The following is a 21,677-nucleotide window of genomic DNA, read 5'->3' as shown; positions in this document are numbered from 1 at the left end:
AAAGGCGGTAGTAGTAAATATTTGAAGTCTTATCAAGGTGTCGGTGTTGTAGTTCTCAAAACTAGATTAACTGTAAAGATATTGTTTGCTGATTGAATACTCATTTTGCCACCAATCGAAGTAATTAGGGATTGTACGATACTTAACCCCAAACCGACGCTTTGAGTGGTCCGGGCAGTATCAGTTGTGTAGAAACGGTTCGTTAATTGGTTAACGTCAATTTTGGGTAGCCGGGTTGTGTTTTTGAATTCTAATAAAATGTGATCATTATCCCTAGGTTTTAAGGTGATTGAAACGGAATCAGTAGCATATTTCAACCAATTACCTACTAGGTTTTGAATGATTCGGCGCATTAAAACTTCATCGGTGTTAATGGAAATATTTGGTGTAATCATTGGTGTTAACGTTAAATGCTTCTCGTTTAAATCGTCAAAAAAGTTAAAGAGTTCAATCTCTAAAAAATGCGAGAGGTTAATTGGTTTGAAAGCGACGTTGGCTGATTTTTCCTGAAGTAAGTTAAAGTCCATTAAATAATGGAGATAATAATTTACCGATGACAAGTTATGTGCAATTCGCGTTAGAGTTTGTGGAGTTGCAATCGACGGTTGATGTTGAATAAGTTGAACGTAACCAATCGCAACCGTAAGCGGTGTCTTAATATCGTGCGTCAGGTTCAACAACATTTGCTGGATCTGATGCTCTTTTTGATACTGATTTTTTTGAAGCAAACGAGTTTTATTCAAGACGGCATTCAACGCAGTGGTTAGTTGTTGGATGGCTGAAAATCTTGTATTACTAGTTACGCTAGCATTAGTTTCGTGTTGATTGATATACTGTAAATCAGCACTTATTCGGCGTAAATCTATTAATAATAAGATTAGAACTGTTGAAAGAATTGCAATAATAACGATTAAGCTGGTGATAATAAAGTTAATCATGATAGACTCCTAATTAAATTAACCGAATACCGATTCCCCAAACTGAAATCATGTATTGTGGATTGGTAGCGAGTTCGTTGATTTTAATGCGTAAATTGCTGAGATGAACGTTGAGGGTGTTTTCCGCATCAATATATGGCTCTCCCCAAACCATCTCATAAATTTGTGCTTTTTCAAAAACTTGATGTGGATGCTGAAGTAATATCTTTAAAATGTTAAATTCCTTTTTAGGCAAAATTAATGGGTGATCGTTAATGGAGATTTCATGAGTAGTTACGTTTAAATAAATTTCATTGAACGACAAAATTTTGTTGTTGAGATTATTAATCGAATTAGGTGTTCTTAATTGTACTTGTACACGAGCCAATAACTCATCAATGTCGAATGGCTTGGTTAAATAATCGTTAGCTCCAGCTTGCAGTAAGGCCACGGTTTTTGTCTTATCTTGGATAGCGGTTAACACAAGGATGGGAACGTTTGAAGTTTTACGAATCGTTTTTAAGACACTTTCGCCCGTAATGTTTGGAAGCATTAGATCTAGGATGATTAGGTCCGGCTGATGGTCAGCAAAGGATTGCAGAGCACTGATACCATCTAAAGCTGCAAATACTTGATGTTTTGGACTCAAAATGTCATGAAGTAGTGCTTGGATATCTGTATGATCTTCAATTACCAGAATTTTAGCCATTGTCCGTACTCCTTTATTGAAACCTGATAACTAAATTATAGGTGACGTTTCGATTTACGACAATTTAGGTTTTATTAAGGTTTATTTATAGCTGTAGTTTAGAAAACTTGACTAAGCTAAAGGTGGTAATTAAGAAGGAGGATCGAATCATGATGAATGATGTGATTTTAGATATTAGAGCAGTTAGTAAACGTTTTGGTAATTATCAAGCACTTGAGAACGTAAACCTAACTGTGAAACGTGGGGACGTCTACGGGTTGATTGGTGAAAACGGTGCTGGTAAGACAACGTTGATGAAATTAATTACAGGATTATCCCCCTTGACTCAAGGGCAGATCACATTGTTAGGAGAGTCTGCGCAGCATTATCATTATGCGTTACGACGCACTGGAGCAATTATCGAGACACCAGTAGCTTTTCCGAATTTAACAGTCCGCCAAAATTTAAAGGTTTGTGCCATTCAACATGGTTTACAAGATGCGCAAATTATTGATGAAACGCTAGAATTTGTGCATCTTGTAAAAAAACAGCGGACTAGAGCTAAACATCTATCTTTAGGGCAAAGACAAAGGTTAGGTTTAGCGTTGGCGATATTACCGCGACCAGATTTCTTAGTCTTGGATGAACCAATTAATGGGCTTGATCCAACCGGAATCATTGATTTTCGGCAATTAATTAAACGGCTCAGTGAAGAACGCGATACCACTATTTTAATTTCAAGTCATATTTTATCTGAACTTTATCAAGTTTCTAATCGATTTGGTATTATTCATCATGGTCAGCTGATTAAGCAAGTGACAAAGGAAGAACTCGATGAGGCTAATCAAGCCGGACTCATTTTTACGGTGGATAAAGTTCAATTGGCGAGTCAAACCTTAGATCAGAGCGGCTATGCTCCCTTCGATGTATTGGATGATCAACGCATTTTAATTAAAGACAATAATGTCACTGCTGCAAATGTTAATCAAGTTTTAGTGGAAAATGGGGTTGCAGTGAAGGCGCTTACCCACCAAGAGGGATCGTTGGAACAGTATTACACGGACTTGCTTGCTAAGGAGGATCAACGACATGCTAAATCAAATTAGAGCGGATGGCTATCGACAATTACATACACTCGGTATCTACATCGTATTACTGGTTACCGTGATTTTCAGTGCATTGATTACGTCGGGACAAAGTGTTGGTGGAATTATGATTAATGCGGACGATATCAGGATGAATGAACTTAGTAAGAGTGATTGGTCAATTCTGACTGGCTTAAAAAGCGCAACGCTGTCATCGACAGTATTATTGTATCTGTACATTGCAATCTTCATTATTGTGATTGGACATGAATTTTCACAAAAGACGTATAAAAATACATTGGTTTCAGGAATTTCAAGGTTACAATTTATTTTGTCGAAATACGTCATGATCTTGTTAGACGTGTTTGTTATGACGTTTTGCTATTATTTAACTGCCTTAATTACGGGGAAAGTTATGAATCGTTTATGGGGTGGTGAAATCGGGGAAATCAGTCGTAATCTTGGTGAAATGACGCTAGTGATTGGCTTTTTTATTAGTGTTATTTTTAGTGTTGGCGTAATCCTCTTGGTTTTATCAAATTCGATTGTAGTTTCAGCGGTATTTATTGTATTATGGCCGATACTGATTGCCTTAGTTGCAATGATGACTACTTGGAAATGGCTAAAATATTTTGATTTTATGGGTGTTGCCCAACGCATTGCGCTCGGGAGTCTCAAGATAGACCAAGTAGGACCGTACATCGTCACTAGTTTGGTTGTTTTAATAGTTGCGATAGTTGGATCCGCGTTGATAGTTAGGCGAAAGGAACTGTAAAAAACGTTAATTAATAGTATGTGCTATTTACAATCATGAAAACTAAGGATTAAGTTTTATGATTGCTTTCAAAGGAGTATTCTTACGACAGCAAGCGAAGTTATGCAACGTGCAATGATTCGGATTGATTAGTCTGTTTCGGAAGAATGGTTTTAAGGGAAGGTACACCAGTCTCTAACATATCATAGATGAAGGTGTTAGTACTTCGTTGTGATGGAAGATGATAATATAATAGGATACAGTGCTAAAGCTGATCTTCTGACTGAGACAATTGAAATTTAGTATATGGTGAATGAAAATTATACGGTAGCTAACTAAATAGATTGATCTTTAAGGAGGTAGTCTTAAGCTATCTCTTTTTTATTGAAATATTTAGCAAGTGTATACTTTATAGTAGAACAAGAAATTTGGTCTATACCTCTAGTTAGTTTAAAAATGCTTATTTTGTAGGAATGGTGATTGCAAAATAGTCTCTCGTTTTAGATTATTGGCAGAGTATTGAAATACCTGTTAAAGCTTGATATGGTAGCCTTAAGAAGGCGGTAAAGTATGATAACTGACAAATATGTCATTACAAATCATCTACAAGAAATTTTAGATAAAAAAAGATACCATTGGAAGATTTTGTTAAGTACGCTACTGCGTTTGGATTATCACGTGCTGTAGTTTATAAGATTGCAGCGGATGTCCATTACAGCATGAAGGAGACTATTTCGCATAAGTTGGGATTACTATTGGACGTTCCGCATGATGAATTAATTACATGGAGTCCAAATATGAAGATATATTTGGATGATGATTTGCGTGGATTTAGCCCAAGCCGCTTGAAAGTATTAAGTGATGAGATGTCTAGTGCTGGAGTAGATTTGCAATATCAAGTATATTCTCGAAATGGCGCAATGAATGTTACAACAAGATATGCACAAAATCGTCGTATGTATTTAGACGGTAATTTTAGAATAGATACAAATGGTTTGCCAGAATTGTGGTTGATAAGCTTTGATGTTATCAACAATCGAATTGATACAACACCAACAGAGCTTAGGAGTTTTCAATATCAGCTATTAAGAAGAGTTGTTAATTTTGCCGAAAAAGTTGGAATTTACAGGATTAACTACTTTGTAACTCGTACTGATAGTGGTCAACATAAAAATATGTGTGTGTCAGCGGAGGAAACTATGCAAATTTGTAAAGAACTTGGATTTAAGGAATCCACCAGATGTGGTTCAGATAGCTCCCAACTACACTTTGTAAAAACACTTTTAAGTTATTGAAGAAACAGCAGTACTCAGTGAATTATGTAAGTATGAATAATTAATAACGTCAGCAGATTTTAATCGAATTAAGTCAGATGATAAGCAGCTTATGTCGATAATGAACTACAAGTAAGTTAGGGAGTTTTTGTTAGGCTAGCAATGCATTATTTAGTCGGTGTAAATCGTTTAGCATTATTGATTATCTCGCAATCCGGATTACAGACTGATGAATATATCGTACTTAAATATGAAAATTTGAATTTCTTGCACAAAACGATTCGAGTTGATGGGGCTTGGGATAGTTATCATTCAATGACAAAAGAGGCCAAGACTCAAAATGCCAAACAGACACTATCAATTACAGAAAAAGCTAGAGATTGGGTCCAAATTTAGCATGCCTACTTTAACGATTGCTGATAAGAATGTCTTGTTGACTTGTATTTCATGTTATCTTGCCATACTAGCATGGCAAGATAACGTGTGGACTTGCTAACGGATCAAATGATGGTTGAAAATTAACTGAGTGAAAGAATGATCATCTGGCCAAAACCCATTCTTTTTTTGCTATAAAAGCATACGCTTGTGATGATAGTGAACGCTTTTGTCAATAATAGGAAAGCTTTATTTTCTTATGTGTTATATACTTATGAAAAAGGCTTACTACGATATATCTTATGTAGTATTGCTACCATAAGTGGAGGATATATGACCCAAGAATATATATATCATTTAAAAGAAGACGATTCAAATTTACATATATTTTATATTGACTATGATTTGAATGATGATAATCAGATTATTCCCATGGTTAGAGATTTTGAAGACGAATTATTTAACGATATTCCAGTGTTTGCTTTTGGTGAAACGCAAATAAAAAAAAGAATCAAAAATACTGGAGATATTTTGCCTATTGTTCGAGAAGCCATGAAGAAAATGTATGCAATACCAGAAATTCAAGAAGCGAGAGATTTTTATTCAAAAGCCTCAAATGAAGATAAGTATTTTAAAAGGGGCGAGTTTGGCGAGTTGCTTTTGTATCATATGCTGCATGAATATTTTGGAGCGGCAAATTCTATAATTAATCCGAACAGAAATTAAAAAGCCCAAAGCAATCACTTACAATGGTAGTAGCTAATTCCAACCAATATAGGGAGTGATTACTTTGGGTACATCTACTTTATCACGTTTTCAACGTGGCGCACTAGCACAACTGGTCAATGAGGGGAATAAATCTTACCAAGTAATGGCTGACGCCTTAGGCGTCGCCAAAGCTACGATTAGCTATGAGTTGGACCGGGTTAAACCTTATGATCCAGAATTAGCTCAGCAAGATGCAGATCGCAAAAGGCGGAATTGCGGTCGTCGTTCGATGCTGACGGCAGCATTAGCGACTTTAATTACCAATCACTTACGATTAACCTGGTCACCAGAAACCATTGCGGCTGCTTATAACTTGAGCACTGCGTCAATTTATAATTGGCTTAATCGTGGCTGGCTCCCCTTCAAATTGACTGATCTACCCAATCGGAATGTCCGCCAGCACCGAGTGAGCGAAAATCGTGGGAAATTTACAAGTGGGACTTCCATCGAACAACGGCCAACAACTGTTAATCAACGGTTAGCTTTTGGTCATTGGGAAGTAGATACGGTGCTTTCTAGTCGAAGTGAGTCACGATCATGTCTGGTTACATTCGTAGAACGTAAGACCCGACTTCTATGGGCCATCAAAGCCCCTAATAGAACGGCTAAGGCTCTAAACACCGCCTTTGGCAAGTTTATGGGGGCCTTCGGTCCCCAAGTAAAATCCATTACTGTTGATCATGGTAAAGAGTTTGCCAATTATCAGGCCTTAGAACAGGATTATCAGATCAAAGTTTATTTTTGCCATCCATATTCACCATGGGAGCGAGGTTCCAATGAGTATTTTAATAGACGGTTACGCTGGTTCTTCCCGAAAAAGACCAATTTTAGCCAAGTAACGACTGATGAGATCCTAGCAGCACTTGAACTAATTAATCAACGACCATTAAAAATACATCATCAACAGACTGCCATTGAAAGATTCCGGACTTGTTCGGATTAAACTTGTAATTTGCCGAGCTCAATCTTTAATTTCAAAAATATATTTCCGAGATAGCGGTGGACTTCCAGCACATGGATTCGATGCTGTTCATTTGAATATGGATACTAGAAAACTTTGGCTGGGTGAAGCCAAGCTATATAAAGATGGTTCAAGAGCCATCAGTGCATTGGCAAAAGACCTAACAGAACATTTCAATACTAACTTTTTTGACTCTGAATTTACTATTATTACAAATAGATATCAAGATGAGCATGAAGAAACACCGGATTTTTTAAAAAAGTTAATATCACCAAATACTAAAACACTGGATAAGTTAGTCGATATTAATATTGCATTATTAGCTGGGTTTTCTAGTGATGTAATTGCAAATGTACCAGACGATGTATCGGAAGAATATATTAAAAATAGATTGAATAATGAATTAATATTAGAAGCAGAAAAGTTAAAGAAAAAATTGGATTCTGATAAGAGTAGTCATCCATGGGAAAAGCGGTTGAATGTTTATTTATTGCTATTTCCAGTGAAGGATAAGCAAGAATTTGTACGGAAATTACATGAAAAGTTAAAGGGGGCTCAAATGTGGATATAAATAAATTTTTGAAAAAAGATAGTTTACTGGATATTTCTGATAGTTTTAGTCTTGCAAAATACACATCGTCAGTTATAGACAATGCAGAAGGAAGACAGATACTAATCCACGTGCTTGATATATGGGATAAGGTAAATAATGATACTAAAGAAATATGGGAAAATCTGATTGAAAGGGCTGGATTCTATCCATATCTTAATTCAAAAGGCTTAAAAAATATCAGCTTTCAAGCTGTAATTAGACGAGAATGGTATAAGTCAGAAAATCTGCCGGGAATATATTTTCATGCAAAGCAAAAAATTATTGAACGAAATATCAGTAGAGGGCGCAATATAGCTGTTAGTGCGCCAACAAGTTTTGGAAAAAGTTTGTTGATTGAGGAGATTGTAGCACGAAATGTATATAACAACATTTTAATAATTCAACCAACATTAGCCTTAATAGATGAGACTCGAAGAAAATTGCAAAAATATGTTGAATATAATATGGTTATGAACACAATGCAGCAGCCTTCAGAAAAGAATGTTTTTATATTGACGGCAGAAAGAGTTCTTGAATATAAAAATTTACCCAAAATAGATTTTTTGATTGTAGACGAATTTTATAAAGTAAGCCCTAGGGCTCATGATAATCGGCAAGGAACTTTAAATATTGCATTGAGTCATGTGCTAGCAGGCGATAAAGTACAGTCACTATATTTAACACCTACAATTGATGCGATATCGGAAGAGTTCTTGAAAAAGTATGATGTTTATTTTTTTAAAACTGACTATTCGTTGGTTAATACAGAGATCAATGAAATAAGATGTAACAATAGTCGTGAGAAAAAGAATATATTGTTTGACATGCTGGCTAGCAAAAAAGAACCTTCACTGGTATATGTGTCATCACCAGCACGTGCGTATAAAATGGCAGTTGAATATTTGGAGTATTTAAAAAATGATGCAACACGAGACATCTCAAAGCAATCTTTATTATTAACAGATTGGATCAGTGATAATATTTCTGAGGAGTGGAAGCTTAATAGTGTGCTCGAGTATGGTATAGGAGTCCATAACGGTGAGCTACCAAGGCATGTTGTTTCAAGTCAACTTGAATATTTTAATCAAGGAAAGTTGAAAGTAATGTTTGTGACGACCTCTTTGATTGAAGGCGTTAATACGTCTGCAAAAAATATGTTTATTTTTGATGAAACAAAAGGAAAAATTAAATTAGATTATTTTGACTTTTCCAATATCGTTGGCAGAGCGGGACGAATGAAAAAGTATTTCACTGGTAAAATTTATTTGTTCGGTGAGAAGCCTCAAAAAGATAATTTTCAAATAGATGTCCCTTTTGTAGATCAAACAAATGCTTCAGATGAAGTACTAATTAATTTACCTAATTCTGATATGAAAGTCAGTAGTCAAGAGAAAATTGAGATTCTAAAAAAGGATATTCCTTTTGAGATGATTGAGATTATCAAAAATAACTATATTTCAGTAGAAAATCAAAAAAAACTGTATCAGGAAATTGAGGATGACTATTTAAACTTGCGGGATGCACTAGTTTGGAAAAAAACAGTCCCCACATATTTAGAATTGTCTAATACATTGTGGTTAGTTTACAAGTGTTTAGAAGGTATTAAGTCCCAAGGCTATACGAATAGGTTAGCAGCTCAATCGTTGATTTGGGTGGAAAGTGATTCAATCAAAGGCATGATTTCTCGACAATATAGGTATTATGCAAGCAAAGAAATATTTAAAGATGATACTACCCGGAAAGAAAAGGCAATTAGTTTTGTTCTTTCATTTCTTAGAAAAGATGCAGGATATAAAATACCCAAGTATTTAGGAGTTATTCAATCAATACAAGAATATGTATATAAAAGTCATGGAATTACCCCAGGAGACTATAGTTTCTTTGCGGCTTTATTAGAAAATGGTCAAGCAAATGAAAATTTAAATGTGCTAGTTGATTTGGGTATACCAACATCAGCTATAAAAAAGATTTCAAAGAAAATACCGGAAAGTCTGGAGACTGATCAGCAAGTTATTCAGTATATTAAGAAAAACATGGATGATTTGAGTAGTAAACTTGATCAGTATGAGATCGATTTAATAAATAGAATATGATTCTAAAAATACGAGGTAAGTGTATTGTCACGCTTCTGGTGTGCTTCGTATTATTACTGGATATGAACGGCGTATTTTTTTGATATTCTCGTATGTCCATTTAGCATCCGAAATAGACAAGCGGATGCAACTATGTGAATTGGCTCTTTTGCTTACAATGTAATGATTTGCTGCGTCCGTTGAGACTGAGTGAAAAGGATAAACGCCGTGACCCTTAGATGAGACCCAATAGTCAGCACCTTTGTTCAAGCTGTCATTGTGAGAATGCAGGCCGCGTGTGGATTGGATTAAATGATGAAATTGTCTTCTTGGGGGACGGTTGCCCAGAGCTTTCATTAGTGGTAAGCATTTGTGTATAGGGGCTTAGCGCCAGCTTTCAGATAGACCCATTGCTTTGCAACTGAGACATCAATTATTAAGTTCGAGTAATCTTGCATATTCGGATAAGGATAGGGTTGGGTTCAGAGGGGCCATGCCAATCAACAGGGATTGCTGTTGCAACGGAAAAACGCTCAAAAACTAACCGGTAATAATTTTGGAGCACACTGTCTGTTAATGGCAAACCGTCTTCAGGGAGTCCTTACGCTATAAAGCCAGTCAAAAAATAAACCAGCAAATACCAATGTCCCTGATTATTCAGGACATCGGTATTTGCTGGTTTTTAAATTAGATGAATAACAAAACTAGTTAATCAACATATTGCGCGTAGTCGATCCCTAGTCGCTTGGCGATTCCGGTAACTTCTGCGAGTGTCTTGTCATCAATCTCGATGCCGTTAGCTGACCGGTCTTGATACGCGGCAGCTTCCTTATCGCCGGCAACGATGACTGGTTTGCCGGGAACGGATGGTAGGTCGCGAATGACTTGCAAGTAAGCTGAAAACTTAGCAATAATGGCATCCTTATCACCAAAGATTGAAGGGTCGATGGCGACAAAGCTCTGACAAGGGCCCACGGAAAGGTCGTCCGGAGTAATTTCGTTGGAGGTGTTGCCCATTGAAAGGATTGCTGTGAAAACCTCGACGATGACGCCGAGACCGAACCCTTTGTGGCTACCGGTGTCTTCGGTAACGCCACCCAATGGAGCTAAACCAACATTGGAATCTAAATCACGGAGGGCATCCAAGTCTTTGGTATCGTTATGGCTATTAACGGGCGTTTCGCCATCCTTGGCGACCCATAATGCGGGCATATCTTTACCTAATTTACGATAAACCTCAATTTTACCTTGTGGCACCGTCGTTGTGGCCGCGTCGAAGATAAATGTGTTCGGGTTGGCTGGCATGGCAAAGGCAATTGGGTTGGTGCCGACCAATGCTTTGGTAGCATGAGTGGGTAACATCGCTGAACGTGAATTGCACGACGACAGGCCAATCAGACCTTCTTCGGCAGCCATGTTGGCATAGTAACCTGCAATACCATAGTGACCGGAGTTACGAGTCGTAACGATACCGATACCGTGTTGTTTTGCTTTTTCAATGGCTAGGCGCATGCTATAGATACCGTTCAATTGGCCTAAGCCAAAGTGCGCGTCAACGACCGCATTAACATCGGTTTCTTTAACAACTTCTGGCCGATTATGTACGCGAATCTTACCGTTACGAATGAAGTCGTCATACATGATCATTCGCTGGACGCCATGGGATTCAATGCCAATCAAATCGGTGTAGATCAACATGTGGGCGACTTCTTGGCTTTCTTCTTCGGTAAAGCCGTAACCTTTGTAAATATTGTAAATCAGTTGTTCAATTTTTTTGCTATTGTATCGTTTTACCATTACATTCACCACGTTATTTGAAATAGACTTAAGTGACAGCCCTGTATATTATAATATGATAATAATAAGGACTGTGAATGTCAATTAAATTTTAATGATCCATTAATCATACACTAATTAAAAGCATCATCATATAACAGGTCAACATGAGTATTTAAAGCGCATGGAATTGAGCTCAGGCTAACTCAAAGCTAATGCCGGGTCATATGGCACGGACCAATCATAAATTAGGTATAACTAAAGGGGCCATCAATAAAGTGTGCCGTTAACTGATGGCCTGTTTAGGGTGGCCTTTATTGATAGCTGGTGATATTTCATAATGAATTGGACGAAAGAAATTGTGGCTGCGACGTTGGCTGATGCTAGCGCTGAGACTGTGAAATTGCGGTTTAGGTAGTGCTGGTCAATGTGCAGGCTAGAATGGCAAATTGAATTATTTGCGAATGGTTGCAGTTGTTGTACGCGTGCTTGTGGATAAGTTAAAGGAATTAGATGACAAATCGGTAATTAGTTGGGTCTAATGACTGTAAATGTTAATAACATGACTTATTTGTGGGTAAGTTCATGAGTATCTGGGGATAAGTAGGGGAAATGAGGATAATTGTGGTGAATTCAGTCATCCACAGTGCATAACTTTTATGATGTAGAAGTTATCAACAGATTTATTAGATATGATGCGAAATCAATTACTGGGTTAAGTGGAAAAATGAGGGTCGTAACATGCTGTGAAATGGTTTGGCATGTTAAGTTGTCCCGAGAGCAATGCTTTAAGGAAAATTACTTGAATTTTCAACAGGTCGCTGACAAAGCGTATCGTCCTTTGCTATTATATTTGCTTATTGCTCGATCGGCAACCTTGGCGTAGTAGCCGTATAAAACTGAAAACCTCTGACAAAAGAACGACTCATAAACGCTAATTTATCCCATATCTATCCCAAAAGATAGTACCTATTAATAAAAATGGTACTTACATTATGCCTTAGTATCAGCTATAGTAGCAGATACTTTAAAGCTAATGAATGGAGCGATAGTAATATGAAAAAAATTATTGTTAATGAATATGGTTCAGTTGATGTTCTGCAAGAAGTTGTCGCACCGAAGCCGGTTCCAGGAGAAAAAGATGTGTTAATTAAAGTTGCCGCGATAGGGGTCAATGATCCAGATATCGTGATGCGCAAGTACGGCCCGTTTCCAACGATGCCAGCGGAGTTTCGGCCGACGTTGCCACACATGCTAGGTGGCGATTTTTCTGGAATTGTTGAGCAAGTTGGTGCTGAAGTCACCAAGTTTCAGGTCGGTGATCATGTGATGGGCTATGCTAAACAGGGGACGTATGCGCAATACCTCGTGCTTGATCAAGATGATTCGCTATCGAAAGTCCCTGACCAGCTAGACTTGATGTCACTCGGGGGACTTTACCTAACTGCATTAACAGCTTGGAGTGCCATGATAAAGAATGGTCACTTGCAAGCCGGGCAAAAAGTGTTAATTCATGGTGGCGCTGGTGGTGTTGGTAGTATGGCAATCCAGATTGCTAAGGCCATGGGCGCAACTGTAATTACGACGGCTCGTTCGCAGCATAACGCTTATCTAAAAGACCTAGGTGCGGATCAAATCATTGATTATCAAACTGAAGATTTTACAGAATTAGTTCACGACGTTGATCTTGTGGTGAATTTGACGGGCGCACAAACCTTAGCCGCTAGTTATCAAGTGGTGAAACGGGGTGGCCGCTTGGTTTCGGTTAACGGGGTGCCAGATAAGAAACAAGCAGCCGCACTTGGAATTACGGCAGTCTATGCACTTGGCGATATTTCAGAGGAGGCTCGCAAGGCTATTCTTGACTTGTACCAGCAAGGTCAGTTGAGGGTCACTGTTTCGCAGACCTACCCATTTACGCTCGCCGCGGTCAAGCAGGCCCATCTTGATTTTGAACAGGGTGGTAATCAAGGTAAACGGGTAATTGTCTTTGACCAGGAAACGACCAATGTTTAGCTGGTTTTATCGTGAGCGGACGCGCTTACCCGAGCAGTTACCCAGATAAGACACTAGAAGTGGGCAATGACACGAATCGGCGTGCAGCCGCGCACTAATCTGTTCTAAACTAGTATTAGTAAAGAAATAAAATAGCTATCTAGACAAATACGGTATCATGAACGACGGTGGCCGGACAATCTTTAGTATAATAGTGGTTATCAGTTAACGTCGTACGATTGATTAATTATGAACAGGGATAGTAAATATTATGAATGAATCGGTATCGGATGAAAACTTTTTGGATTGTCCATTTGCCAGTGTTCAAAAAGTCGTTCGCGGAAAATGGAGCATGGTTATTCTGTATTTTCTTAGTCAGCGGGTCTTGCGCTTTGGTGAACTCAATCGTAAGATGCCCATGGTGACCCAAGCCTATTTAACTAAGGAATTGCGGTTATCTGAAGAATACGGTTTAGTAAATCGCAAGGTTTATCCACCGGCGCCGCCAAAGGTTGAATATTCACTCACCCCATTAGGAGAGAAGTTCTTGCCTGCTTTGAAGGCTTTGGAGAACTTTGCGGTAGACTATCAGGATTACCAAGCTTAATTAAGTGAAATCGGTTAAGAACGAGCATGTTCCGGTTTATTCACGGCACTAATTGTCGTCACAAAAATTAAAAAACGAGATCCAGCGACGTCTTCATACGTGCTTGGATCTCGTTTTTAGGTAGAACTAAGTGACTATCGAGCCCAGAGTTGGCTCGAATGTCGATGTCATTTGGCCTTGAACCGCATAACTAAAATGATAATTGTGCTTTTAAATTCTGAAAGCTAATGAACAACTCTTCTTTGAAACTTTTATTGGGAATATTGTTTTATTTAATACGCATGATTTATCTATCCAAGAAGGTGTCTGCATTATGCGGCAGAATTTGGCGCGAGTGTTGACGTTGTTTTAACTGACAAGATTAGTTTTTGGAAAAACTTAGCCGAACGGATTACCATATTTTTGACAGTATTGGTAAAATCCTAAGCGGTATAGATCGATAGTTCGGGTTAGTTCTTCACTAGATTGAAAATGAATTAGCTGTAAAACGGCGGCAGTAAATGCCAGTGCCGCTGTGCCATTAGCTGTGACTAGATTCTTGTCGCTAATGACTTGCTGTTCATGAAAGTCGGCTGAGTTTTGATAGTTAGGATAATTGTGCCACATCGCCAGTGAATTGCCGGTATGCTGATAACCAGTTAAAAAACCGTTTTGGGCTAAGTAATCTACTGCACCACAGATTGCGCCAACTGGTTTCGAGGCATTGAGGTGTTGCTGAACTAGTGAATATAATAATGAATTATTGATATTCCAAGAGTTACCACCAATTAGGATTAATAAGTCAATAGTTGGTAAACGATCCAGTTGATAGTCAACTTTAGTGGTGAAACCACCAATTGACGTAACCAATGGTGTTGTTGAAGCCGCTTTAACTTGCCAGTCAGTGCTTTTATTTAATTGACTAGCTAGATAAGAACCTTCCCAATCTGCGTATTGATCTAGCATTAGAAATAATGCAGTTTTCATGTTGACCTCCAGAGGAAAATATATTTTCAGAACCGAATATGTTATCCTTAATTATAAGAACGTACGTTCTAAAAAGCAAGTGCATGATTAAATGTCGGAGGGCAGTAAATGAGCAAACAATCCGTAATTCTTGAGTTAATTAGAACCCGTATTTGTTATACACCACGGGTCTTTCAACGTATTAATAAAAAATTAGCCGTTAATTTAAGTGAAGTTGAAATTAAAGATTTAGTCAATCGTATTCTGATACAACCAGATGAAATCAAAAGGTGTGGGAAAAATTATTATATCCGAAGTCGTAAAGCGCGGGTAGAACTAACAGTCAATGCTGGTAATTATCGCTTAATTACAGCCAGTAAATACACAGAAGTCGACGGCTTTTAATCAATAAAACAGCTAAAAGTAATAAAAATATTAGTGAATCCGTGTGGTGGTTGAGTATTTTGGCAATGGAAAATGGGTTTTACTTGGATGATGCAGTGAAGTGCTTCTTACGAAATAAAGCGAAATACTTAAAAAGTTAATTAATGTTAGTTGAGAATAATTACAGGAGTGTAGCACACTTTAAAAGCAATAAATCCCCCCATCAGGCTAGTATGAAAATCTAGCTGATGGGGGAATTTATTGTGTGTATATATTTGGACGTGATTTAATTACGAGCCGTCACCGATTTGACGGATTAAACAGCTTATAAACCAGTATTAATTGATAACTAGTTTAAATTAAGCGTTGTGTCAAATGTCTTATAAGCGTTATCGTCGTCATAATCGTCAGTATCATAACTAGCATCCCATTTTAGGCGAATACTAGTGATGTCTTTAACGCTGGATAATTTTGATAAAATAAAGTATACGTTACCGTCAGAATCGGTACCACTGTTTAAATCACCGTCAAAATCATCGCTATCCATGTCGGCTTCGACTTGTTGACCGTCGTTCGTGCTGAGTTTGGCCTGGGTCGGATAGGCTGAAATATCTTGCCCAGCATGGATACTCATGTGAACTTTTACGACGCCGTTAAAATCTTTCTTGTCATTACCGCTACCGCTAGTATAAGTGCCGTCCGTTTTGTAGACCGTGACTTTATCGATTTTAAATGTGGATTTCGCCCAGCTACTGTCGGTAAATGAGGTACTGTAAGCTTTTTGATCGGCGATATCGATGTCGTCGTCGCCAATAGTGATACTGTCAGAGTCTGAATCTGAGTCAGAGTCCGTGCTATCACTAGATTCTTCACTGTCGCTATCGCTGTAACTGTCGTCAGAGTTAGTTGTAGCTGACTTGGAAGTTGTCGTCAGAGCGGCGTCCATGGCAGTATCACGGGCCGTTATGTTAATGAGAGCGGCGTATCCCAATGTCAATAAGACTAGCAGGCACCAAGTCCACCATTTGTGTGTCCAAGGTTTTGGTTGGCTAGCTAAACGGTCGAAACGTTTTCCAGCTGGTTCAGAGCGTTGGCATAGGAAAACAATGATTAAAATGGGGCCGACAAGTGGAAGCAGATAGAACCATAAATAATGCGCTGACCGATTAGAGTCGTGGAGTCGCCGCGCACTGGCTGTGAATTGCATCACTGAAGTCCAAACCATGAGCGCTGAAAAAATCAATAACAGCACGGTTTGTAAAACATTAACGTGTAATGGGCTGAGGATAAAAGCTGGATAACTGTATGCTCTGATACCAAGTACGATAGTTAAAACTAGGGAAATTAGGACCAAATCTAAGTAAAGCCACCAATATTGAGGACGTGTAATCCGTTGTGACCAAGTAAAGGTTTGACGCATTCCTAGCTTTAGTGCGGTCCACATATTGACATGTTCTGGTTGATTAGGTGTGTTGTGCTGCTCGGAAGTAATGGTGTTCTGATCTTCAGTGGAAGCGACTTTGTCCTGAGTTGCGCCACAAAAAGGGCAAAAGGTCGCGTTAGTAGGAATTGCTTTTCCACAGTTAATACAATACTTTGTTTCTGACATCGATGTTCCTCCTGGAGTACTTATACTAGGCGAAACGTTATGAATATAAGTATAATTTTATTATATGGCCGAGTGAATGATTATGGCAGCCGAAAACAAGCATATCATAACTAGTTAAAAATATTAACAAAATATTAATACTAAATTCATATTTTGTTCAATAATAGACTTAAATAGTTATTTGTTTGCTTTGTTGAAAGTGGCAATTATAAGCTTAAGTAAAAAGCCGTGAGCTAGAATTGATCCTCGGATTTTGAAATACTAGATATTGGTCATGGAAGGAAGAAACCATTTACGGCAATTGTCATTATACAAATTAATTAGGTGCAGTAGTTTGTCGACATAGTAATCGATGATTAGTTATAGACTGAACACGATAAAACCCCAGCGAGCTTTTAACTTGCTGGGGTTTAACAATTAATTGATTCTATTCAGTGCTGCTTGGGGAATGTCTTTTTGATCAACTTTTTCCCAGTTAATCACTTGTTGGCGTTTGTCATTATAACCGACTTTGAGGTAAGCGTGCATCTTGAGTGAGCGTGGTAGGACGCTATCAAAAGTGAGCTCTTTCTTAACGCCATTTTCGCTGTATCCAGGTTGTGAGTAATGGTAGTAGACATAGGGCTTGCCGGAATCATCTTTCCCGGTTTTACGTTCACCTTTAGTCGTGATTTGAGTATAGTATGTTTTTGTTCCGTAATTTGAGTGGTACCAGTTGAAACCGAGACCAACTGGTACTAATACGATAATAGTGATGATTAGTCCCAAAATCCCCGCTTTTTTCATTAATAATCCCTCCAAATGATTAATTGAAATCTGATATTAATCATAAGAGATATAAGAAACGGTGGATAGCAGTTTATGCAATGCTAAACGAAAAACAAGTAGTTAAATATAATATTAATAATTTAATGGGATTCAAAGTCTGATTCTTGCATTTCATGATAAGTTGTCATCTTCTGATGAAGAAAATCCAAGTTAGCTTGTGTTGCTACCATTAGGTCATTAAGTTGTGCTTCTTGTTTTTGCAGTAATATCAAACGTTCAGGGATTGTTTGATTACCGATATAGCGCAATTGCGCGTAGCGTTGCATATTCCGAATTGACATGCCCGTTTGTTTTAAACGCTTCAAAAAATTAACCCAGTCGATATCTTTAGCCTGGTATTGACGATGATTACCGGCAGTTCGCGTGGGACGAAGCAGGCCGACTTCTTCATAATAGCGTAACGTATCGATTGTTAGGTCAGTTTGTCGTGAAAATTCACCAATTTGCATTAATTTGAAAACCTCCTGAAATAAAGCTTGATGTCGGGTACACCCGAGGTTGTAACCTAGAAATCAATCAAATGAAGGAGCTGATTGAAATGGAAAATAAGCAAAGGTTAATTAATGGAAAAGTCATGTTACAACGGGTGGATGCTGAAGCAGCTGATCATGTAATGGCTAGTTTGGATAGGGTGGCACCGGATGTGGCTAAGCTAATTCTTGAATTTGCATTTAATGATATTTATACACGTCCTGGTTTATCGTTGCAACAACGTGAACTTGTTACTATTACTAGTTTATTAACGCAAGGTGATACAGCAGACCAGTTACGTGTTCATCTCAACGGATGCCTTAACGTTGGGCTTAGTCGTACTGAAATTGTGGAAACTTGCATTCATTGTATTCCTTACGTTGGTTTTCCGAAGGTATTGAATGCGTTGACGGTGGTTAAAGAGGTTTTTGCGAAAAGGGGAAATAACAACTAAGAATGATATTAACCAAATGCCAGCAATGTCGGATTTTAGGGACATTGTTGGTGCTTTTCTATTGAGACTTCTTATATTAAGTGTCTTATATGAAATTCTTTTTAGCACAAGTGATGAATTCTTTAAGGGCTGGGTTATGGTTTGTTTTTAAAAATGCCATTCCATAAATATAAGGAGTATGGTCGGGATAAATTAAAGGAACGACTTTGAAGTTGTTAGCGTCGTTAACGCTGGCTAGGTCGACCATAATGGCAATGCCGAGTCCGCCTTTAACTAAAGTATGACTTAATAGCACCGAATCAGAATACAAATAATTTGCATCAGGACAGGCTTGTTTAATGAATTGTTGTAGTTTAAATTGTCGTGGCGGACAAATGTTTGAATTAAACAAGATTATTGTTTCATGTTTGAGATCGCTAATTGAAACAGCATGGTGACTTGCTAATTTATTATTAGTGGGAATGATACAAGCAAATTGTCCAGTAATTAATGGGATAAATTGAATATCGGCTGAGTTGATAATACTATCCTGCATTGGGAAAATAACATCACATTGTTGGCTCAAAAGATGTTGCTTGAGAACATTGTGATCAAAGTTCTCTAAATATAGACGGGAGCTAGGATACAGCTTATTAAATTCTTTAATTAGTTGAGGAAAGTGTTTGATTTCATAATAAGTACTAGTATAACCAATCAATAGTGAGGAGAAGTTTTTTTCTTCGAAAGTACGGGCGCCTTCGATAGTCAAGTCTAACTTTAGTAATAATGATTGGATATTATCATGAAGAAATTGACCACTTTTGGTCAGGAATACGTTACGTTTAGTACGATTGAAAAGTTTAAAGCCTAACTCTACCTCAAGTTTATTGATAGTGTGAGTCACTGCTGGCTGTGTTACATGTAAGTTCTTGGCAGTTTGTGAAAAACTTAATGTTTCTGATAAATTTATAAATAATTTTAAATCCTCAATATTCATTATAAAACACCTACTTATAAGTATCCTTTATTAATGATAATACTATTTCATTTCAACTTGTACAAATAACGTGATAGTCTGAACATGTTGATGAAAGCGCTTTACTTAAGGAGGATAATTATGAGTAATAAACTGACTGATGGTGTATATGATGTAGTTGCCAAGGGATATGAAGGTAATGATACTAAGCTTAAGGTTACTGTGGCTAATCATAAAATTGAACAGATTGTTCCTAAAAAAGAGATTGTACCTAATAGTCTTGAAGATGCAGTCTTTACTCAGATCCCTCGACAAATCATAAATAATCAGACTTTGGACGTTGATGCATTAACTGGTGCGTCACATTCTAGCAAAGGCTTATTGGATGCTGTCAGTGAAGTAATTAAGCAGGCTGGTGGTATTCCGGATGAATTTAAGAGCGGCAAACGTTTGTCCAAGAATATCTCGACTGCTACGGCTGAGAAAGATGAAAAGTATTCGGATTGGCTCCGAAAACCAGCACATATTGACAAAAGGATGGATACGGATTTCTTAATTATTGGGGCTGGAATTTCTGGACTGGCAGCCGCTGTGCAAGCTGGTGAGGAAGGTATAAAAACAACTGTCATTGAAAAGAATGGGTTTGTTGCAGGCAATGGTGGCGGTGTTGAAGGAATCTTCGGTATTAATACCGCTATGCAAAAGGACGCTGGAATTCACGCTGAAAAGGAAGAGATTATAGCGCGCGAGCAAGAACTAGGCCAATATCGCGCGGATGGGTCATTCTGGGTTGATTTAGTTAATAATTCTGCTGAAAATATAGATTGGCTATTAAAGCAGGGTGTACAGTTAACAAAAGTTGATGATTACCATGGAACATGTGCCTTCCCGACATTCCATTGGTTCAAAGGGGGATTTGCTTCTGAAGGATACGTACCATATATGAAGCAACGAGCTGATGAACTAGGCGTTAACTTCATTTTAAATGCTAGTGCAAAGGGAATTATTTATGATGGCAAGCGTGTAGCGGGTGCGTACGTGGAAACGCCCGATGGTAATCTGGCAATTAATGCTAAAGCAACTTTATTAGCAACTGGTGGCGTGGGACATAATCCCAAGCTAATTGCTAAGCAAGGATGGCAAACTGAGAATTTGCATTATTGTTCGATGCCAAGTAACACTGGTGATGGCTATATGATGGCAATGGCTGTGGGAGCTAAAGATATGCTGACAGAATCGGCGGAGTTTATGATGAATTATATTCAAGCTTTACCACATAAGGGCGTTCACTTATATATTGATCCAATTAACGGATTTATGGCATTACCTTCTGGAGGACCGGTTGTCTTTGTTAATCAGGATGGTGTGCGGCTAGTTAATGAGAATGTCAAGAAAGACAATTTGTTATATCAAAGGATGGCGATTAAGTCTACTAAGGTCACCTATGAAGTCTTTAATCAGAAGGTGTACGATTCAATTACTAAAGGTGTCGATGGGGCAGATCAGATTCTGGCCGATGCAGTTCAACATAATGAAGGCAATTCGTTATATAAAGCAAGTACTTTTGCCGAGCTTGCTAAATCGGTGGGATTACCAGTGAAGACTTTTGTTAAGACAATCAAACGTTATAATCTGTATGCACTTAATGGTAAGGATGAAGAATTCAATAAAGACCCGGAGATGTTAGTGGCGCTGGATGAAGGACCATACTATATTGCTCGCTTGGATCCGTCGAATCTGATTGGTATTGGTGGAGTTGCGTCTAATCGTAAATTTGAAGTCATCAATGATAATTTCGATGCTGTTCCTGGTCTATATGCTTCTGGGATGGATAGCACAATGCAATATCGAAGTGTATATACCATTACTTTAGGCGGATCGGCATGTGCTCATAATGTTAATTCTGGTCGGCATGCTGCCATAAATGCAAAAAAGTATATGGACTCATTTAATTGATAGATTATTTGTTGATTTAAGATGACTATTATCGTAAGGCTTTAATATAGACAAGCTGAAACACTATCCAGTTATTTACTAATATGAATGAATATTAGTAAATAACTGGATAGTGTTTTTGGATTGAAATCGCTGTTGAAAATGAATTGTTTGACTTGGAAAAATGTGGATTATAGTCAATTTTGTCAGTTGAATTTGATCTTGACTATAG

At 37.9% G+C, this 21,677-nt stretch carries 22 protein-coding genes; 13 read left to right on the top strand and 9 right to left on the bottom strand.

Going from position 1 to position 21,677, the window contains the following annotated elements; all coding sequences use genetic code 11:
- Positions 1-32: 32 nt before the first annotated feature.
- Entirely contained in the window at positions 33-938 is a 906-nt protein-coding gene (locus tag V7R88_RS12670; protein WP_057717039.1) for a sensor histidine kinase, read from the bottom strand.
- 13 nt (positions 939-951) lie between these two features.
- Positions 952-1,626 (bottom strand): response regulator transcription factor, encoded by a 675-nt coding sequence (locus tag V7R88_RS12665; protein WP_057717040.1) that lies wholly within the window; start codon positions 1,624-1,626, stop codon positions 952-954.
- Between the two features lie 152 nt (positions 1,627-1,778).
- Here V7R88_RS12665 and V7R88_RS12660 point away from each other — a divergent pair, with 152 nt between their 5' ends.
- From V7R88_RS12660 to V7R88_RS12625, 8 genes are all read left to right on the top strand, one after another.
- Positions 1,779-2,711: an ABC transporter ATP-binding protein gene (locus V7R88_RS12660; protein WP_057717041.1), complete on the top strand. Its 933-nt coding sequence runs from the start codon at positions 1,779-1,781 to the stop codon at positions 2,709-2,711.
- Positions 2,695-3,465 (top strand): ABC transporter permease, encoded by a 771-nt coding sequence (locus V7R88_RS12655; RefSeq protein WP_063732441.1) that lies wholly within the window; start codon positions 2,695-2,697, stop codon positions 3,463-3,465. Before V7R88_RS12660 ends, V7R88_RS12655 begins: the two co-directional genes overlap by 17 nt.
- 614 nt (positions 3,466-4,079) lie before the next feature.
- On the top strand, positions 4,080-4,739 hold the full coding sequence (locus V7R88_RS12650; protein ID WP_214334391.1) for a hypothetical protein: 660 nt from the start codon (positions 4,080-4,082) through the stop codon (positions 4,737-4,739).
- Between the two features lie 141 nt (positions 4,740-4,880).
- Positions 4,881-5,114 (top strand): hypothetical protein, encoded by a 234-nt coding sequence (locus V7R88_RS12645; RefSeq protein WP_057717455.1) that lies wholly within the window; start codon positions 4,881-4,883, stop codon positions 5,112-5,114.
- Between the two features lie 312 nt (positions 5,115-5,426).
- Positions 5,427-5,819 (top strand): Hachiman antiphage defense system protein HamA, encoded by a 393-nt coding sequence (locus V7R88_RS12640; protein WP_338816264.1) that lies wholly within the window; start codon positions 5,427-5,429, stop codon positions 5,817-5,819.
- Between the two features lie 64 nt (positions 5,820-5,883).
- On the top strand, positions 5,884-6,804 hold the full coding sequence (locus tag V7R88_RS12635) for an IS30-like element ISLsa1 family transposase (RefSeq protein ID WP_060599046.1): 921 nt from the start codon (positions 5,884-5,886) through the stop codon (positions 6,802-6,804).
- The gene (locus V7R88_RS12630; protein WP_338816263.1) at positions 6,776-7,393 is read left to right on the top strand and encodes a DUF1837 domain-containing protein; all 618 of its coding nucleotides are present in this window, start codon (positions 6,776-6,778) and stop codon (positions 7,391-7,393) included. The genes V7R88_RS12635 and V7R88_RS12630 overlap by 29 nt, the downstream gene beginning before the upstream one ends.
- Complete coding sequence (locus V7R88_RS12625) at positions 7,384-9,507, top strand: DEAD/DEAH box helicase (protein WP_063732434.1); 2,124 nt, start codon at positions 7,384-7,386, stop codon at positions 9,505-9,507. Before V7R88_RS12630 ends, V7R88_RS12625 begins: the two co-directional genes overlap by 10 nt.
- Positions 9,508-9,534: 27 nt before the next feature.
- Here V7R88_RS12625 and V7R88_RS12620 read toward each other — a convergent pair whose 3' ends face one another.
- Positions 9,535-9,843 (bottom strand): L,D-transpeptidase family protein, encoded by a 309-nt coding sequence (locus V7R88_RS12620; RefSeq protein WP_231957344.1) that lies wholly within the window; start codon positions 9,841-9,843, stop codon positions 9,535-9,537.
- Positions 9,844-10,194: 351 nt separating this feature from the next.
- Complete coding sequence (locus tag V7R88_RS12615; protein ID WP_057717734.1) at positions 10,195-11,283, bottom strand: Ldh family oxidoreductase; 1,089 nt, start codon at positions 11,281-11,283, stop codon at positions 10,195-10,197.
- 1,035 nt (positions 11,284-12,318) lie between these two features.
- Here V7R88_RS12615 and V7R88_RS12610 point away from each other — a divergent pair.
- Together V7R88_RS12610 and V7R88_RS12605 are read left to right on the top strand one after the other, a co-directional pair.
- On the top strand, positions 12,319-13,278 hold the full coding sequence (locus tag V7R88_RS12610) for an NADP-dependent oxidoreductase (protein WP_054398098.1): 960 nt from the start codon (positions 12,319-12,321) through the stop codon (positions 13,276-13,278).
- A gap of 250 nt (positions 13,279-13,528) precedes the next feature.
- The gene (locus tag V7R88_RS12605; RefSeq protein WP_057717733.1) at positions 13,529-13,864 is read left to right on the top strand and encodes a winged helix-turn-helix transcriptional regulator; all 336 of its coding nucleotides are present in this window, start codon (positions 13,529-13,531) and stop codon (positions 13,862-13,864) included.
- Positions 13,865-14,242: 378 nt separating this feature from the next.
- On the opposite strand, the gene V7R88_RS12600 is transcribed toward V7R88_RS12605, so the two are convergent.
- Positions 14,243-14,830, bottom strand: coding sequence for a type 1 glutamine amidotransferase family protein (locus V7R88_RS12600; protein WP_057717732.1), 588 nt, complete (start codon positions 14,828-14,830; stop codon positions 14,243-14,245).
- A gap of 108 nt (positions 14,831-14,938) precedes the next feature.
- Here V7R88_RS12600 and V7R88_RS12595 point away from each other — a divergent pair, with 108 nt between their 5' ends.
- On the top strand, positions 14,939-15,214 hold the full coding sequence (locus tag V7R88_RS12595) for a DUF3781 domain-containing protein (protein WP_015825982.1): 276 nt from the start codon (positions 14,939-14,941) through the stop codon (positions 15,212-15,214).
- A 328-nt stretch (positions 15,215-15,542) separates the two neighbouring features.
- Here the strand turns inward: V7R88_RS12595 and V7R88_RS12590 are convergent, their stop codons facing one another.
- The 3 genes from V7R88_RS12590 to V7R88_RS12580 form a co-directional block, all read right to left on the bottom strand.
- Positions 15,543-16,802 carry a DUF805 domain-containing protein gene (locus V7R88_RS12590; protein ID WP_057717731.1) on the bottom strand — a complete coding sequence of 420 codons (1,260 nt, stop codon included), beginning with the start codon at positions 16,800-16,802 and terminating at the stop codon, positions 15,543-15,545.
- 417 nt (positions 16,803-17,219) lie between these two features.
- The gene (locus V7R88_RS12585) at positions 17,220-17,588 is read right to left on the bottom strand and encodes a YxeA family protein (protein WP_057717730.1); all 369 of its coding nucleotides are present in this window, start codon (positions 17,586-17,588) and stop codon (positions 17,220-17,222) included.
- A gap of 122 nt (positions 17,589-17,710) precedes the next feature.
- Positions 17,711-18,079 carry a MerR family transcriptional regulator gene (locus tag V7R88_RS12580; RefSeq protein ID WP_057717729.1) on the bottom strand — a complete coding sequence of 123 codons (369 nt, stop codon included), beginning with the start codon at positions 18,077-18,079 and terminating at the stop codon, positions 17,711-17,713.
- An 89-nt stretch (positions 18,080-18,168) separates the two neighbouring features.
- Between V7R88_RS12580 and V7R88_RS12575 the strand changes: the two genes are divergently transcribed.
- Positions 18,169-18,555: a carboxymuconolactone decarboxylase family protein gene (locus V7R88_RS12575; RefSeq protein ID WP_057717728.1), complete on the top strand. Its 387-nt coding sequence runs from the start codon at positions 18,169-18,171 to the stop codon at positions 18,553-18,555.
- Between the two features lie 85 nt (positions 18,556-18,640).
- Here the strand turns inward: V7R88_RS12575 and V7R88_RS12570 are convergent, their stop codons facing one another.
- Positions 18,641-19,531, bottom strand: coding sequence for a LysR family transcriptional regulator (locus V7R88_RS12570; protein WP_129531794.1), 891 nt, complete (start codon positions 19,529-19,531; stop codon positions 18,641-18,643).
- A gap of 120 nt (positions 19,532-19,651) precedes the next feature.
- On the opposite strand from V7R88_RS12570, the gene V7R88_RS12565 reads away from it, so the two are divergent.
- Entirely contained in the window at positions 19,652-21,466 is a 1,815-nt protein-coding gene (locus V7R88_RS12565) for an FAD-dependent oxidoreductase (RefSeq protein WP_057717726.1), read from the top strand.
- The last annotated feature ends 211 nt before the right edge of the window (positions 21,467-21,677 follow it).

The sequence above is a fragment of the Lactiplantibacillus argentoratensis genome, assembly GCF_037290055.1.
GTDB classification, from domain to species: Bacteria; Bacillota; Bacilli; order Lactobacillales; family Lactobacillaceae; genus Lactiplantibacillus; species Lactiplantibacillus plantarum.
This window is presented reverse-complemented; position numbering and strand designations above follow the sequence as displayed.

Coding starts and splice junctions, on each gene's coding strand:
- V7R88_RS12670 (WP_057717039.1), bottom strand. CDS start 938: ATGATTAACTTTATTATCACCAGCTTAATCGTTATTATTGCAATTCTT.
- V7R88_RS12665 (WP_057717040.1), bottom strand. CDS start 1,626: ATGGCTAAAATTCTGGTAATTGAAGATCATACAGATATCCAAGCACTA.
- V7R88_RS12660 (WP_057717041.1), top strand. CDS start 1,779: ATGAATGATGTGATTTTAGATATTAGAGCAGTTAGTAAACGTTTTGGT.
- V7R88_RS12655 (WP_063732441.1), top strand. CDS start 2,695: ATGCTAAATCAAATTAGAGCGGATGGCTATCGACAATTACATACACTC.
- V7R88_RS12645 (WP_057717455.1), top strand. CDS start 4,881: ATGCATTATTTAGTCGGTGTAAATCGTTTAGCATTATTGATTATCTCG.
- V7R88_RS12640 (WP_338816264.1), top strand. CDS start 5,427: ATGACCCAAGAATATATATATCATTTAAAAGAAGACGATTCAAATTTA.
- V7R88_RS12620 (WP_231957344.1), bottom strand. CDS start 9,843: ATGAAAGCTCTGGGCAACCGTCCCCCAAGAAGACAATTTCATCATTTA.
- V7R88_RS12615 (WP_057717734.1), bottom strand. CDS start 11,283: ATGGTAAAACGATACAATAGCAAAAAAATTGAACAACTGATTTACAAT.
- V7R88_RS12610 (WP_054398098.1), top strand. CDS start 12,319: ATGAAAAAAATTATTGTTAATGAATATGGTTCAGTTGATGTTCTGCAA.
- V7R88_RS12605 (WP_057717733.1), top strand. CDS start 13,529: ATGAATGAATCGGTATCGGATGAAAACTTTTTGGATTGTCCATTTGCC.
- V7R88_RS12600 (WP_057717732.1), bottom strand. CDS start 14,830: ATGAAAACTGCATTATTTCTAATGCTAGATCAATACGCAGATTGGGAA.
- V7R88_RS12595 (WP_015825982.1), top strand. CDS start 14,939: ATGAGCAAACAATCCGTAATTCTTGAGTTAATTAGAACCCGTATTTGT.
- V7R88_RS12590 (WP_057717731.1), bottom strand. CDS start 16,802: ATGTCAGAAACAAAGTATTGTATTAACTGTGGAAAAGCAATTCCTACT.
- V7R88_RS12585 (WP_057717730.1), bottom strand. CDS start 17,588: ATGAAAAAAGCGGGGATTTTGGGACTAATCATCACTATTATCGTATTA.
- V7R88_RS12580 (WP_057717729.1), bottom strand. CDS start 18,079: ATGCAAATTGGTGAATTTTCACGACAAACTGACCTAACAATCGATACG.
- V7R88_RS12575 (WP_057717728.1), top strand. CDS start 18,169: ATGGAAAATAAGCAAAGGTTAATTAATGGAAAAGTCATGTTACAACGG.
- V7R88_RS12570 (WP_129531794.1), bottom strand. CDS start 19,531: ATGAATATTGAGGATTTAAAATTATTTATAAATTTATCAGAAACATTA.
- V7R88_RS12565 (WP_057717726.1), top strand. CDS start 19,652: ATGAGTAATAAACTGACTGATGGTGTATATGATGTAGTTGCCAAGGGA.